Annotated in this window: 11 protein-coding genes; 10 read left to right on the forward strand and 1 reads right to left on the reverse strand. The window is 68.6% G+C overall.

What is annotated here, in order from left to right; all coding sequences use genetic code 11:
- Positions 1-29: 29 nt before the first annotated feature.
- From dctP to R4823_RS04490, 8 genes are all read left to right on the forward strand, one after another.
- A complete protein-coding gene (gene dctP, locus R4823_RS04455; RefSeq protein ID WP_087837638.1) occupies positions 30-1,022 on the forward strand; it encodes a TRAP transporter substrate-binding protein DctP in 993 nt (330 codons plus the stop codon).
- A complete protein-coding gene (locus tag R4823_RS04460; RefSeq protein ID WP_243724374.1) occupies positions 1,019-1,549 on the forward strand; it encodes a TRAP transporter small permease subunit in 531 nt (176 codons plus the stop codon). The genes dctP and R4823_RS04460 overlap by 4 nt, the downstream gene beginning before the upstream one ends.
- Positions 1,546-2,862: a TRAP transporter large permease subunit gene (locus R4823_RS04465; RefSeq protein ID WP_087837639.1), complete on the forward strand. Its 1,317-nt coding sequence runs from the start codon at positions 1,546-1,548 to the stop codon at positions 2,860-2,862. Before R4823_RS04460 ends, R4823_RS04465 begins: the two co-directional genes overlap by 4 nt.
- A gap of 461 nt (positions 2,863-3,323) precedes the next feature.
- Positions 3,324-4,577, forward strand: coding sequence for a Rieske 2Fe-2S domain-containing protein (locus R4823_RS04470; RefSeq protein WP_087837640.1), 1,254 nt, complete (start codon positions 3,324-3,326; stop codon positions 4,575-4,577).
- A gap of 13 nt (positions 4,578-4,590) precedes the next feature.
- The gene (locus R4823_RS04475) at positions 4,591-5,097 is read left to right on the forward strand and encodes an aromatic-ring-hydroxylating dioxygenase subunit beta (protein ID WP_087837641.1); all 507 of its coding nucleotides are present in this window, start codon (positions 4,591-4,593) and stop codon (positions 5,095-5,097) included.
- Positions 5,098-5,128: 31 nt separating this feature from the next.
- A complete protein-coding gene (locus R4823_RS04480) occupies positions 5,129-6,103 on the forward strand; it encodes a tripartite tricarboxylate transporter substrate binding protein (RefSeq protein WP_087837642.1) in 975 nt (324 codons plus the stop codon).
- Between the two features lie 2 nt (positions 6,104-6,105).
- Positions 6,106-7,308 (forward strand): sulfurtransferase, encoded by a 1,203-nt coding sequence (locus R4823_RS04485; protein ID WP_338617629.1) that lies wholly within the window; start codon positions 6,106-6,108, stop codon positions 7,306-7,308.
- Positions 7,308-8,099, forward strand: coding sequence for an alpha/beta fold hydrolase (locus R4823_RS04490; protein ID WP_087837644.1), 792 nt, complete (start codon positions 7,308-7,310; stop codon positions 8,097-8,099). The genes R4823_RS04485 and R4823_RS04490 overlap by 1 nt, the downstream gene beginning before the upstream one ends.
- Before the next feature lie 36 nt (positions 8,100-8,135).
- Here R4823_RS04490 and R4823_RS04495 read toward each other — a convergent pair whose 3' ends face one another.
- The gene (locus R4823_RS04495; protein WP_087837645.1) at positions 8,136-9,038 is read right to left on the reverse strand and encodes a LysR family transcriptional regulator; all 903 of its coding nucleotides are present in this window, start codon (positions 9,036-9,038) and stop codon (positions 8,136-8,138) included.
- A gap of 135 nt (positions 9,039-9,173) precedes the next feature.
- Here R4823_RS04495 and R4823_RS04500 point away from each other — a divergent pair, with 135 nt between their 5' ends.
- Both R4823_RS04500 and R4823_RS04505 read left to right on the forward strand, forming a co-directional pair.
- Positions 9,174-11,282 (forward strand): CHAT domain-containing protein, encoded by a 2,109-nt coding sequence (locus tag R4823_RS04500; RefSeq protein WP_254914559.1) that lies wholly within the window; start codon positions 9,174-9,176, stop codon positions 11,280-11,282.
- 3 nt (positions 11,283-11,285) lie between these two features.
- The gene (locus tag R4823_RS04505; protein ID WP_338617632.1) at positions 11,286-12,926 is read left to right on the forward strand and encodes a ShlB/FhaC/HecB family hemolysin secretion/activation protein; all 1,641 of its coding nucleotides are present in this window, start codon (positions 11,286-11,288) and stop codon (positions 12,924-12,926) included.
- The last annotated feature ends 5 nt before the right edge of the window (positions 12,927-12,931 follow it).

The following is a 12,931-nucleotide window of genomic DNA, read 5'->3' on the forward strand; positions in this document are numbered from 1 at the left end:
TAGGTACAAGAAAAGACAGGAGACAACGCATGAAATTTCCGCTCGTCAAGGCAGCCGCCGCTTTCCTGGCCTGCGCGGCCATGTCCGCCGGCCCCGTCCAGGCCCAGCAGGCCACGCTGCGGCTGATCTCGGCCTTTCCCGAGAACGGCATCTACGTGCAGCACCTGCAGGCATGGGTCAAGAAGTTCAACGAGGAAGGTAAGGGGGTGCTGCAGCTCAACTTCCTGGGCGGCCCCAAGACCATGCCCCCGTTCGAGGTGGGCAACGCGGTCAAGACCGGCGTGGTGGACATCGCGCTGAACACCGGCGCCTTCTACACCAACGTGCTGCCCGAGGCCGACTTCCTGAAGCTCAGCGACGTCCCGGTCGCCGAGCAGCGCAAGAACGGCGCGTTCGAGGCCATCAACAAGGTCTGGAACGAGAAGGGCAACATGCAGTACCTGGCCCGCATGGTCGAACACCAGCCCTTCCACCTGTACATCAACAAGAAGATCGACAAGCCGGACCTGACGGGGATGAAGATCCGCATCACGCCGGTCTACCGCGAGTTCTTCCAGGCCCTGAACGCCAACGTCATCACCACGCCTCCGGGCGAGGTCTACACCGCGCTCGAGCGCGGCGTCGTGGATGGCTATGGCTGGCCGATAGGCGGCATCTTTGACCTGAACTGGCAGGAGAAGACCAAGTTCCGCGTGGACCCGGGCTTCTACGACGCCGAGGTCTCGCTGATCATGAACCTGCCGGCCTACAAGAAGCTGACCCCGCCGCAGCTGGCCTACCTGAACAAGCAGTTGCTGGCCCTGGAAGCGCAGAACGGCTTCTGGGACCGCTACGCCGAGGAAGAAACCGCGCGGCAGGCCAAGGCCGGCATCCAGACCATCAAGTTCGACGATGCCACCGCCAGGCGCTATCGCGACATGGCCTACGAAGTGGGCTGGGCCACCGCGGCCAAGCAGAGCCCCGAGGTCGCGGCGCGCTTCAAGTCGCTGCTGTCCCGTCCGGCCGCCGGCAGCCGTCCATGATCGCGCGCGTGTCCGCCGCCTACGGGCGGCTGCTGACGGCGCTGGCCGCCGTGGGATGCGCGTTGCTGCTGGCCATGATGCTCATCATCGTGGCCGACGTGCTGCTGCGCAACCTCGCCATCGCCGGCCTGCCCCGCGGCCTGGCCTGGAGCAACGAGGTGTCCGAGGCCATGCTGTATCTCCTCACGCTGTGCCTGGCGCCCTGGCTGCTGCGCCAGGGCCAGCACATTCGCGTGGACATCGTGCTGCAGGCCATTCCGCGCCGCGTGGCCTGGGGGCTGGAATGGCTCGGCGACGTCCTGGGCCTGGGATGCTGCCTGGCGATCGCCTGGTATGGCGCCCAGTCGGCCTGGGCCAGCTACCAGTCGGGCGCCATGAACATCAAGACGCTGGTCACGCCGGAATGGTGGATGCTGGCGCCGCTGCCCGTGGTGTTCCTGCTGCTGGCGGTGGAAATGCTGTTCCGCATGCACCGCCTGCTGCATGCCGAGGCGGGCCCGCGCAACGAAGCGGTGAGCGCATCATGAGCTGGCAGATCGCGGCCTGGATCCTGCTGGGCGGATCCACGGTGCTGCTGTTCATCGGCATGCCCGTGGCGCTGACCTTCATCTCCATCAATATCATCGGCGCGTGGCTGTACATGGGAGGCGAGATCGGGCTGATGCAGCTCGCCCGCAATAGCGTCAGCTCGGTGGCGGCCTTCTCGCTCACGCCCATTCCGCTGTTCGTGCTGATGGGCGAGGTGCTGTTCCACACCGGCCTCGCGCTCAAGGTGATCGACGGCATCGAACGGCTGATCACGCGCGTGCCGGGCCGCCTGGCCGTGGTCGCGGTGGTGGCCGGAACGGTGTTCTCGGCCATTTCCGGATCGACCATCGCCACCACCGCCATGCTGGGATCGCTGATGCTGCCGGTCATGCTGTCGCGCGGCTACCATCCCCGCATCGCGACCGGCCCCATCATGGCCATCGGCGCCGTGGACATGCTGATCCCGCCGTCGGCGCTGACCGTGCTGCTGGGTTCGCTGTCGGGCATCTCCATCTCCAAGCTGCTGATAGGCGGCGTGATGCCGGGGATCATCCTGTCGGTGGCCTTCGTGCTGTGGATCGTGGTGCGCGTGCGCATCACGCCGTCCTGGGCGCCGGCGTCCGATACCGGCGAGCGGCGCACCGGCTGGGCGCGATGGAACCTGTTCGTGGCCTACGTGCTGCCCACGCTGTCCATCTTCGGCGTCGTGGTGGGGGCGCTGGCGGCGGGTTGGGCCACGCCCACCGAGTGCGCGGCGCTGGGTTCCTTCGCCACCATGCTGCTGGCCGCGCTCTACCGGCGCCTGACCTGGGAAGCCGTGGTCAAGTCGCTCAAGGGAACGGCTGCGATCTCGGGCATGATCCTGTTCATCATCCTGGGTGCCACGACCTTCGCCCAGATCCTGTCGTTCTCGGGGGCGAGCAACGGCCTGGTGGAGACGATCACCGGCCATGGCCTGTCCACCGGCATGATCGTGCTGGGCATGATGCTGATGCTGATCTTCCTGGGCATCTTCGTCGACCAGATCAGCATGATGATGATCACGCTGCCGATCTTCATGCCCATCGTCGGCGTGCTGGGCATCGACCCGGTGTGGTTCGGGGTCATGTTCCTGATCTGCATGCAGCTCGGCCTCCTGCTGCCGCCGCATGGGCTGCTGCTGATGACCATGCGCGGCGTGGCGCCGCCGTCGGTCTCCATGGGGACGATCTTCATCGCGGTCGTGCCCTACGTGGTCATGAGCCTGTTGTTGCTGGGCGCGGTGTTCTTCCTGCCGGGCATCGCCACCTGGCTGCCGAAGATGATCGGCTAGCCTGGGCTGAATCGCCATGCATGGCATCCATGATGACTGGCCTCAACTGCAGGGACTGAGATATTGAACCGTCCTTGACCGGTGGGGTGGGGCGGCCCGCGGTGGGGCGCAGCGTAGCCGGTCCCGCTGCGCGGGACTTCCCGGAGTTGGCGCGGTTGGCGGGGCGGGCGTGAACTCGCGCGGGGACAGTCCCCCGGACTGTCCCTACTGCCGCGCTCAGACATGCACGCCCTTGCTTCCCCGCCAACCGCGCCAACTCCGGCGGCTCCGAATGCGCCCCACCGCGGGCCGCCCCACCCCACCGATCAAGGACTACGGCGGTGATGAGTGACGCCCATAATTGAATGGGATTTGCATCAAAAGTGGGATGATGAGTTCCAGCCATGTGGCTATGCCCCGGCCGGGCAAGTCCTTACCATCGCTCCGTCGCCCCAAGTTCGCGAGGCGTATTGGAGAAAACGATGGAGGCAGGAGAGGCGCTGGTCGACTGGCCCAGCGAAGGCATCACCCGGGTGCCGTTCCAGGTCTTTTCCGACCGGGAGGTCTACGACAGGGAACAGCAGCGGATCTTCCGCGGCCCGGTCTGGCAGTTTCTCTGCATCGAGCAGGACATTCCCGAACCGGGCGACGTGGTCACGTCCTGGATGGGCGAGACGCCGGTGATCGTCGCGCGTGACCACGATGGCCGCATTAACGCCATGGTCAACCGCTGTGCCCACAAGGGCGCGCTGGTCGCGTTGAAGAGCAAGGACAAGGTCAAGAATCTGACCTGTGTCTACCATGCGTGGTCATACCGGCTGGACGGCCGGTTGCGGTCCATCGCTTTCCAGAACGGCGTCAACGGCAAGGGCGGCATGCCCGAGGATTTCGACGTCGAGGCGCACCGGCTGCAGCCGGTGCGCGTGCAGGCCTTCTGCGGGCTGGTGTTCGGCACGCTGTCGGACGAGACGCCGCCACTGGACGAGTTCCTGGGGCCGCGCATGAGCGCCTTCATCCAGCGCAACTTCGGCCGGCCGCTGAAGGTGCTGGGCCGGCATAGCCAGATCATCCACAACAACTGGAAACTGTATGCCGAGAACGTGCGGGACTCCTATCACGCGACGCTGCTGCATACCTTCTACACCACGTTCAAGGTCAACCGGCTGGACATGGACGGGGGCATCATCCTGTCCGACCGCAAGTGGCACCACATCAGCTATTCCAAGCGCGCCACCTTCAATCTCGACAAGGAGTACCTGACGGCCGAGGTGCACTCCGCCAAGTACGGCGCCAAGCACGGCGAATCGGCGCTGGAAGGCCCCGAACTGCTGGACGCCTGGGAAGAGTTCGACGACGGCATCACCCACAGCATCCAGACCGTGTTTCCCAACGTGGTGTTCCAGTTCACGCTCAACTCCCTGGCTATCCGGTTCTTCGTGCCCCAGGGCGTGGACAGGACCGAACTGAAATGGATATTCCTGGGCTACGAGCGCGACACGCCCGAGCAGTCGAAGATGCGCATCATGCAGTCGAACCTGACGGGCGCGGCCGGCCTGGTGGCCCTGGAGGACGGCTGCATCAACGAGTTCGTGCAGCGGGGCACGGTGGGGGCGGGCCAGCGCGCGGCGTTCATCGAGATGGGCGGCCGCGTGGCCGAGTCGAACGAGTCGTCGCGCGCCACCGAGGCCTCGGTCCGGGGGTTCTGGCACGGCTATCGCGACATCATGGGATTCTGACGGAACGCTGATCATGCAGACCACACTTCGTACTGCTTCTTCCCCCGCCGTGCGCGAGGACGTCCAGGCCGCGATCGTACGGCTGATGGCCGACTATGCCCACGCGCTGGACGACGACGAACTGGAGTCCTGGCCGGACTTCTTCACCGACGATGGCACCTACCGGCTGACCACGCGCGAGAACGTGGCGGCCGGGCTGCCCGTGGGCATCATCCATTGCGAGGGGCGCGGCATGCTGCGCGATCGCATCGCGGCGCTGCGTACCGCCAACATCTTCGAGCCGCATTGCTACACGCACGTGCTGGGACCCAGCCGGGTCGCCGCGGTGGGCGACGGCATCTGGCGCGTGCGGTCGAATTTCAGCGTCTATCGCACGTTCGAGAGCGGGGAATCCCGGCTGTACGGCGTCGGCAAGTACCTGGACATCGTGCATGCCCAGGGCGACGGCCCGCGCCTGCGGGAACGCGTGGTCGTGCTGGATTCGCGCTGCGTCGACGTGCTGACCGTCATTCCACTATAACGGGCGCGCCGCGCACCGGAGGAGACACATCATGAAGAAAAGCTTGAAAGCCGCCGGCCTGGCCGCCGCGGCATGGGCCGCCTGTATCGCGCCGTCGCAAGCCGCCGACGACACCGATTGGCCGCGGCATGCCGTGCGGCTGATCGTGCCCTACGCGCCGGGCGGCATCGCCGACCAGATGGCGCGCATCACGGCCGAGGCGTTGCAGGCCGCGTTCAACCAGCCCTTCGTCGTCGAGAACAAGCCGGGCGCCAGCGGCAGCCTGGCGACGTCCTACGTGGCCAAGAGCAAGCCCGACGGCTATACGCTGCTGGTGGGCCTGGCCGCGCCCCAGACCCTGAACCAGTTCATCTACAAGGTGGACTACCACGGGCTGAACGATTTCGCGCCGGTGGCGTTGCTCAACACCAATCCGCTGATCCTGGCCGTGCATCCCTCGCTGCCGGTCAAGACGGTGGCCGATGTGATTGCGTATGCACGCAAGTATCCCGGCAAGCTGAACTTCGGCGGCGCCGGGGGACTGACGCAGTTCGCCGGCGAGGTCTTCAAGTACGACACCAAGACCGACATGGTGCACGTGCCCTACCGGGGGGGCGCGCCGGCCGTGGCGGCCGCCGTGGCCGGCGACGTGCAGATGACCTTCGCCAACTATTCCGACGTGCAGCCCTGGATCGAGTCCGGCCGGCTGCGCGCGGTCGCCATCACCAGTCCCAAGCGCTATCCCCGCAATCCCGACCTGCCCACCATCGCGGAGTCGGGCGTGCCCGGGTACGGCATGGACGGCTGGACCGGATTGCTGGCGCCCGCCGGCACGCCGCCCGCCGTCGTGCGGAAGATCTCGGCGGTGGTGCGCAAGACGCTGAACGAACCCGCGATGAAGGACAAGCTCGGGGCCATGGGCAGCCCGCCCGGGAACATGTCGCCGGAGGAGTTCCGGACCTTCATGGCCGGCGAGATCAAGCGCTGGCAGGGTTTCGTGGCCGAGTCCGGCATCAAGGTGGAATAGGCATGGCCAACGAGCGTGAAGCCGCCCCGATGCCGACCGGACCACTGATCGCCGCCTCCGACCTGGCCCGCATCGCGGGCAGCGCGGGCGTGGCCATCCTGGACTGCACCAGCCACCTGCCCGCGGAGCGGCGCGACGCGCGCCGCGAATTCGAGGCGGCGCACATACCGGGCGCGCGTTTCGTGGACCTGGCCGAGATCAGCGATCCGGCGTCCGGCCTGCCCACGATGCTGCCGCCGGTGGCGCAGTTCGAGGCCGTCATGCGTGGACTGGGCATCCAGGCCGGGGATCTGGTCGTGGTCTACGACACTCACGGCATACGCACCGCGCCACGGCTGTGGTGGATGTTCCGGGGCTACGGCCACGAGCGCGTGGCGGTGCTGGACGGCGGGTTGCCCGCGTGGCGGGCCGCCGGCGGCGCGGTGGAGCAGGGCCCGGCCGCGCCCGCGCGGGAAGGGGACTGGAGCGCGATGCGCGAGCACGACGCGGTGGCCGATACCGCCGCCACGCGCGCTGCCGCTGCGCACGCCTCGTCCCAGGTGGTGGACGCGCGCAGCGCCGAACGCTTCCGGGGCCTGGCGCCCGAGCCGCGGCCGGGACTGCGCGCCGGCCACATCCCGGGCAGCGTCAACCTGCCTTACGAACAACTGCTCGACCCGGTTTCGCATGCCTACCTGCCTGACGACCGGCTGGCCGAGGTCATGCGGGCGCATGGGCTCGGGCTGGGGCGGGACACCCGCTTCGTCTGCTCCTGCGGATCCGGCGTGTCGGCCTGCGTGCTGGCCCTGGCCTTGCACAAGCTGGGCGAACGCGACGTCAGGGTCTACGACGGGTCCTGGACGCAATGGGGCAGCGATGCGGCCTTGCCGGTCGAGACGGGGGACGGCCATGTCTATGCCTTGAAGACCTACGTGGCGGCTCCCGGCAAGTTCGCCGCCATGCGCGACCGCTTCCTGTCATCGGCCGCGCCCCTGCTGGCCGAGCAAGGGTTGATGCTGGAACGAAGCTGGACGCCGCCCGAGGCGCCCGACACCTTCGTCTACCTGCTGAAATGGCGGTCGTGCGTGGATTTCGACCAGGCCTGGGATGCGTTCGCGCGGGATCCGCGCTGGCTGGAGGTCAAGCGCCGCTCGGAAGCGCAGGGACCCCTGATCGCCCGCCAGGAGTCTATGATGCTGGGTACTTCAACAGGGGAGATGCGGTGATGAGCGCGCAGGGCAAGTTCGATGCGGGGTCGGGCCTTTACTACACGGTGCAGGGGCCGTCGGCGGGCGAGGCGGTGCTGCTGGTCCATTCGATCATGTCCGACGGGGAAAGCTGGGCGCGGCAGGCCGCCTGGCTGGCGCGCACGTACCAGGTGGTCGCCATCGACCTGCCGGGCCATGGCCGGGCGCCTGTCGCCGGCGAGGTGACGCTGCCCGGCCTGGCCGATGCGATCACGCGGCTGGCCGACACGCTCGGTCTTGCGCGCTTCCATTTCATGGGCGTATCGCTGGGCGCCATGATCGGCTTCGACCTGGCCACGCGCCATGCCGCGCGGCTGGCCAGCCTGGTGGCATGCGATGCGCCGTCCAGCACGCCGGACAACTACGGGGCGCTGTGGGACGAGCGGATCGCGCGCGCCAGGCGCGACGGCATGGCGGCGCTGGCGGACGAGACCTTGGCGCGCTGGTTCACGCCGGCCACGCTGGCGGAGCAGCCGGCCCTCGTCGCGCGGGTCCGCGAGCAGATCCTGAAGACGCCGGTGGAAGGCTATGCGCATTGCGCGCGGGCGATCAGCCGCTTCGACTATCGCGACGGGCTGGCGCGCAGCCCGGTCAGGGCAACGCTGACGGCGGGCGAGGCCGACGGGGTCATCGTGCCGGCCATGCGCGAGCAGGCGCGGGCGATGCCGCATGCCCAATGGGTGGAGATACCCGGGGCCGGGCACCTGCCCCAGCTCGAGAATCCGGCCGCCTTCGAGGCCATGATGGCGGGGCACTTCGGCAAGGCGTAGGCGCCTGCGCGGGGTTCCCGCTGGCGTGACCAGGCCCTAAGCGTCCTGCGACTTGCGGATGGCGTCCGCCAGGTATTTGAGCATCGCCCGGGTGGCACGGGGCACGCTGGTGCGCGAGACGATGTAGGCATTGAGCGGCAGGCGGGGCTCCCACTCGGGAACGATGCGCTTGAGGCGTCCGCCGGGCACGTAATCGCGTCCCAGGATCTCGGGGATCAGCCCCACGCCGGTTCCGCAGGCCACCATCTCGCGCAGCAGGCGGATGCTGTTCACGCGCGCCCGCACCCGCCCCAGCGCGGAGCGGCCCGCGCCCGACGGCACGGTGTTCCACAGGCTTTGTCCGGACTGCAGCTCGGTCACCACCCAGTCGAGCGCGGGCAGCGTGGCCAGGGATATGGGCTGGGGCAGGCCGGCTTCATAGGCGGGGCTGCAATAGAGCCCGTAGCGGATCTCGCCCAGCTTGCGCACCGTCAGCCGCGACGGCTTGGGCTCGCCGAAGGCGATCAGGATGTCCACGCCTTCGCCGATCAGGTCGATGGGCCGCGTGGTGGTGTCGACCACGATCTGCAGGTCGTTGTGTTCCAGGGCGAATTCCGAGATGGCCTGCCCCAGCCACGCCGTGCCGAACTCGATGGGCATCGCGACGTTCAGCGTGCCCGACATGCTGGTGGCGCTGCGTGCGATCTTGCGCGCGATGCTGTCGCGGGCGCGCGCGATGTCCGCGCACTCCTGCAGCAGGTCCAGGCCCAGGGCGGTGGGCGAGACCTTGCGCGTATTGCGTTTGAGCAGCATCGCGCCGCAGCTTTTCTCCAGCGCGATCAGGCGGCGGCTGAGCGTGGCGCGCGGCACGCCCAGCTTGTGCGCGGCCGACGTGAGCGAGCCGCTTTCCACCACGGATTGGAACAGCATCAGATCGTCGAGGTCGAGTGACAGATGCATGTCGCGGCCTTACCCCTTTAGCGCTATGTCCTATTGCGTATAGGCATGTTAGCGCACGCTACCTAGACTTCGTTCCTATATCCATGGCGGGACGCACCCGCTGCGAACGTGGAGCGCGAGAGCATGGGGCGGGCGATGCGGAAGGAGAGGATCTGGAGCGGCGCGCGCAAGGCCGTGTGCGCGCTGTCGTTCGGACTGGCCCTTTCGCCGGCATGGGCCCAGGAGCCCGTGCCGGACGCCGAGGTGGGGCAGGTCGCGCAGGAGCGGCTGGCCGATGCCGACACCCTGCTGGCGCTGACCCAGGACGGTGCGATCCTGTATGCCCAGGATCCGGTCAAGCTCAGCGGCTACCAGTATTGCAGCCAGGCGGTGGCGCTGGCCGAACAGGGCGAGTTCCGGCAGAGCGTGCGCGCCGCCAGCAAGGCGCTGCACCTGGCCCAGGCCACCAACGATCCCAACCTGGCCGCGCTGGCCAATCGCGACCTGGCGATCGCCTACAGCTATGCGGGCCGCCTGGACAAGGCGGAGTCCTTCGCGCGCGAGGCGCTGCGGCATCCTCCCAAGGAACCCGAGAAGGTGCTGGGGCCGGTGCACAAGGTGCTGGGCGACGTCGAAGTCCGGCGTGGCGACTACCCCGCGGCGATCAAGAGCTACGAGACCGCGCTGGCGAACAGCTCGGAACGCTATGCGCCGCTGGTGCGCGTGTCGCTGGTCAACGCGCTGGCCGAGAACGGCGATGCCGCGCGGGCGCGGCAGGTGCTGGACGCCACCGCCCAGCCTTCCGACCCGGTCCTGGCCACGCAGTGGCAGCGCACGCGCGCGCGGGTCTTGCTGGCCGAGAACCGGCCGCAGGAAGCGGCGGACCTGTACCGCTCGCTCACGACGCGACGGACCGGCGCCGACAGCGGCTACTACCAGCTGTGGGCGTGGGACGGCGTGGCGCGCAGCGAGATGGCGCTGGGCAACAAGCCGGCGGCGGCCGATGCGCTGGGCAAGGCGCTCGACGGGGTGGACGCGGTGCGCGCGCGTTTCCGCAGCGACGAATTCAAGATGGGACTGTTCTCGGACATGCAGTCGGTGTTCGAGCGCGCGATCGGTTTGTACAGCGACCTGGGCAACGCCTCGGCGGCATTCGAGTTGAGCGAGCGCAGCCGCAGCCGGGCCTTGCTGGACGCGGTGCGCGGGCGGGGCAGCGTACCGGATGCCGCCATGGCCACGTTGTCGCTGTCGGGGCTGCAACAGTCCCTGGCGCCCGACGAACGGGTGATCCAGTTCCATGCCCTGCCCGAGCGCCTCCAGGCCTGGATCGTCGGGCCATCCGAGCTGCGGGAAGTTTCCATCCCGATCGGGCGCGACGACCTGGCCAAGCTGGTCGACGCCTTTCGCGACCTGATCGTCAACGGCAAGCGCGGCGCGGTGGACGGCGCGGCACGGGTGGGCGAACTGCTGATCGCGCCGCTGGGCATCGCGCCCGGGCAGCGGCTGGTCGTGGTGCCGCACGGCCCGCTGCACTACCTGCCGTTCCAGGCGCTGCGCCTGAACGGCGCCTACCTGATCGAAAGCCACGCGATGTCGGTGGCGCCGTCCATGAGCATCGCCGTGCAGCTCGCGCGCAGGACGCCGCGCGTCGCGCCCACGCTGACCGCGTTCGGCAATCCGCGCATCGAGGACCAGTACGACCTGCCCGGCGCCGAGCGCGAGGTGCAGGAACTGGCGCGGCTGTTCCCGCAGAAGAACGTCTACATGGGCACCGCCGCCACCAAGACCCAGTTCAAGGAAGCCGCCGCCCGCGCGCCCCTGATCCACGTGGCCGCCCACGCGCAGGCCGACACCGTGGATCCGCTCTATTCGCGCATCCTGCTGGCCAACGAGGACGGCCGGCAGAGTTTCCTGGAGGCGCGCGAAATCCTGGGGCTGGACATGAACCACACGGCCCTGGTCACGCTGTCGGCGTGCGAGTCGGGGCTGGGCCGGATCGCGCAGGGCGACGAGGTGCTGGGGTTCACGCGGTCTTTCCTGTCCGCCGGGTCATCCAGCCTGATCGCCTCGCTGTGGCCGGTGTCCGACGACGCCGCGGAGCTGTTGATGAGTACCCTGTACGCCGAACTGGCCAAGGGCAACGACATCCAGCGGGCGATGCAGGCCGGCCAGCTTGCCGTCCTCAAGCGCAACAAGATGGCGCACCCGTTCTTCTGGGCGCCGTTCAACCTGATCGGGAACTGGCGCCTGACGGTGGAGGGCTGAAGCATGCGGGGTGCCGACAAGACATGGAATCGCCGAGGTATCGCCGCCGCGGCGATGGGGCTGGCATGCTCGGCCGCGCTGGCCCAGACGCCCGGGCCGCTGGCGCAGGCGCCGTCGCAGCGCCTGCCTGAACCGCCCGCGCCAGCCGCGCAGACGGCCTTCCGCTTGCAGCAGGTGACCTTCACCGGCGCCGCGGCCATACCGGCGGACGAATTGCAGGCGCTGGCGGCCGGGTATGTGGGGCGCGATGTTTCGCTGTCCGACCTGGAAGCGCTGGCGCGGGACGTGACCGGGCTGTACCGCAGCCGCGGCTACTTCCTGGCCCAGGCGCTGGTGCCGGTGCAGACCGTGCGCGAGGGACGGGTCGAGATCAGCGTCGTCGAGGGGCGCCTGGGCAAGGTGGACATCCAGGTCGCGCCGGATGCGCCGATCTCCGAGGGACGCGTCCGCGCCTACCTCGCGCCGCTGCAGCCGGGCCAGCCGGTCAGCGCGCAAAGCTACGAACGCGCCATGCTGCTGCTGTCCGACCTGCCCGGCATCAAGGTGTCGTCCGGCCTGCAGGAGGGCGGCGAGCCCGGCACGACGGACCTGGTGGTCGAGGTGACGCAGGCGCGGCGCGTGACCTTCGCCTTCGACGCGGACAACCATGGCACGCGCGAGTCGGGCCGGGTCCGCGCGGGCGGCACCATGCGCGTGGCCAGTCCGCTGGGGCTGGGGGACAACCTGGACGCCCGGCTCATGATGTCTGAGGGCAATTCGCTGAACTTCGGACGGCTGGGCTACGAGGCGCCGCTGGGCACGGACGGCCTGCGCCTGGGCGCGGGCATCTCGCGGGTGCGCTATGAACTGGGCCAGCCCTGGTCGCAACTGGGCGCCAAGGGCCGGGCGACGGTGGCCGACCTGTCGCTGAACTACCCCGTGATCCGGCAGCGCGGCCAGAACCTGTTCCTGCGCCTGGGCGTGGACCACAAGGACCTGCGCGACGATCTTTCCATGTTCTCGTATTCGGCGCGCAAGAACATCGTCGGCGTGGGACTGGGCTGGAGCTGGGAGCGGCGCGACGAATTGCTCGGCGGCGGCTATTGGGCCAGCACCGGTACCCTTTACCACGGGCGCCTGGACATCAAGGACGACCTGACGCGCGCGATGGACCAGGGGCCGGCGGGCCACCGCACGGACGGCGGATTCACCAAGCTGACCTGGCAGGTGTCGCGCCTGCAATCGGTGCTGCCGCGCCACACCTTGTACGTGTCCCTGGGCGGGCAGCTCACCAACGGCAACCTGGACGCGTCCGAGAAGCTGGCGCTGGGCGGCGCCCGCGCCGTGCGCGCCTTCCCGTCCAGCGAACTGCTGGTGGACGAGGGGGTGCTGGGCGTGGTCGAGTGGCGCTGGTCCGCCACCGAGGACCTGACGCCCTATGTGTTCTACGACGTGGGCAAGGGCCGGATGTTCCATTCGCCCACCAGCCTGGACACCAACAATACCCGCAGCATGCAGGGCTTCGGCATCGGCGCGGTCTGGTCGCGGCCCGGCGATTTCATGGTGAACGTCTCGCTGGCGTGGCGCCGCAACACCGCGGCGCCGGTCACCGACGGCGGCGACCGCAAGCCCCGGATCTTCGTGCAATTCCAGAAAGTGTTTTAAGGAAC

The organism is Pigmentiphaga sp. CHJ604, from assembly GCF_036972535.1.
Classification (GTDB): domain Bacteria; phylum Pseudomonadota; class Gammaproteobacteria; order Burkholderiales; family Burkholderiaceae_B; genus Pigmentiphaga; species Pigmentiphaga daeguensis.

What these genes read in the sequence shown, in the direction of transcription:
- R4823_RS04500 (WP_254914559.1), top strand. Translation starts at nt 9,174, where the DNA reads ATGCGGAAGGAGAGGATCTGGAGCGGCGCGCGCAAGGCCGTGTGCGCG.
- R4823_RS04505 (WP_338617632.1), top strand. Translation starts at nt 11,286, where the DNA reads ATGCGGGGTGCCGACAAGACATGGAATCGCCGAGGTATCGCCGCCGCG.
- R4823_RS04460 (WP_243724374.1), top strand. Translation starts at nt 1,019, where the DNA reads ATGATCGCGCGCGTGTCCGCCGCCTACGGGCGGCTGCTGACGGCGCTG.
- R4823_RS04480 (WP_087837642.1), top strand. Translation starts at nt 5,129, where the DNA reads ATGAAGAAAAGCTTGAAAGCCGCCGGCCTGGCCGCCGCGGCATGGGCC.
- R4823_RS04465 (WP_087837639.1), top strand. Translation starts at nt 1,546, where the DNA reads ATGAGCTGGCAGATCGCGGCCTGGATCCTGCTGGGCGGATCCACGGTG.
- R4823_RS04490 (WP_087837644.1), top strand. Translation starts at nt 7,308, where the DNA reads ATGAGCGCGCAGGGCAAGTTCGATGCGGGGTCGGGCCTTTACTACACG.
- R4823_RS04475 (WP_087837641.1), top strand. Translation starts at nt 4,591, where the DNA reads ATGCAGACCACACTTCGTACTGCTTCTTCCCCCGCCGTGCGCGAGGAC.
- R4823_RS04470 (WP_087837640.1), top strand. Translation starts at nt 3,324, where the DNA reads ATGGAGGCAGGAGAGGCGCTGGTCGACTGGCCCAGCGAAGGCATCACC.
- R4823_RS04485 (WP_338617629.1), top strand. Translation starts at nt 6,106, where the DNA reads ATGGCCAACGAGCGTGAAGCCGCCCCGATGCCGACCGGACCACTGATC.
- R4823_RS04495 (WP_087837645.1), bottom strand. Translation starts at nt 9,038, where the DNA reads ATGCATCTGTCACTCGACCTCGACGATCTGATGCTGTTCCAATCCGTG.
- dctP (WP_087837638.1), top strand. Translation starts at nt 30, where the DNA reads ATGAAATTTCCGCTCGTCAAGGCAGCCGCCGCTTTCCTGGCCTGCGCG.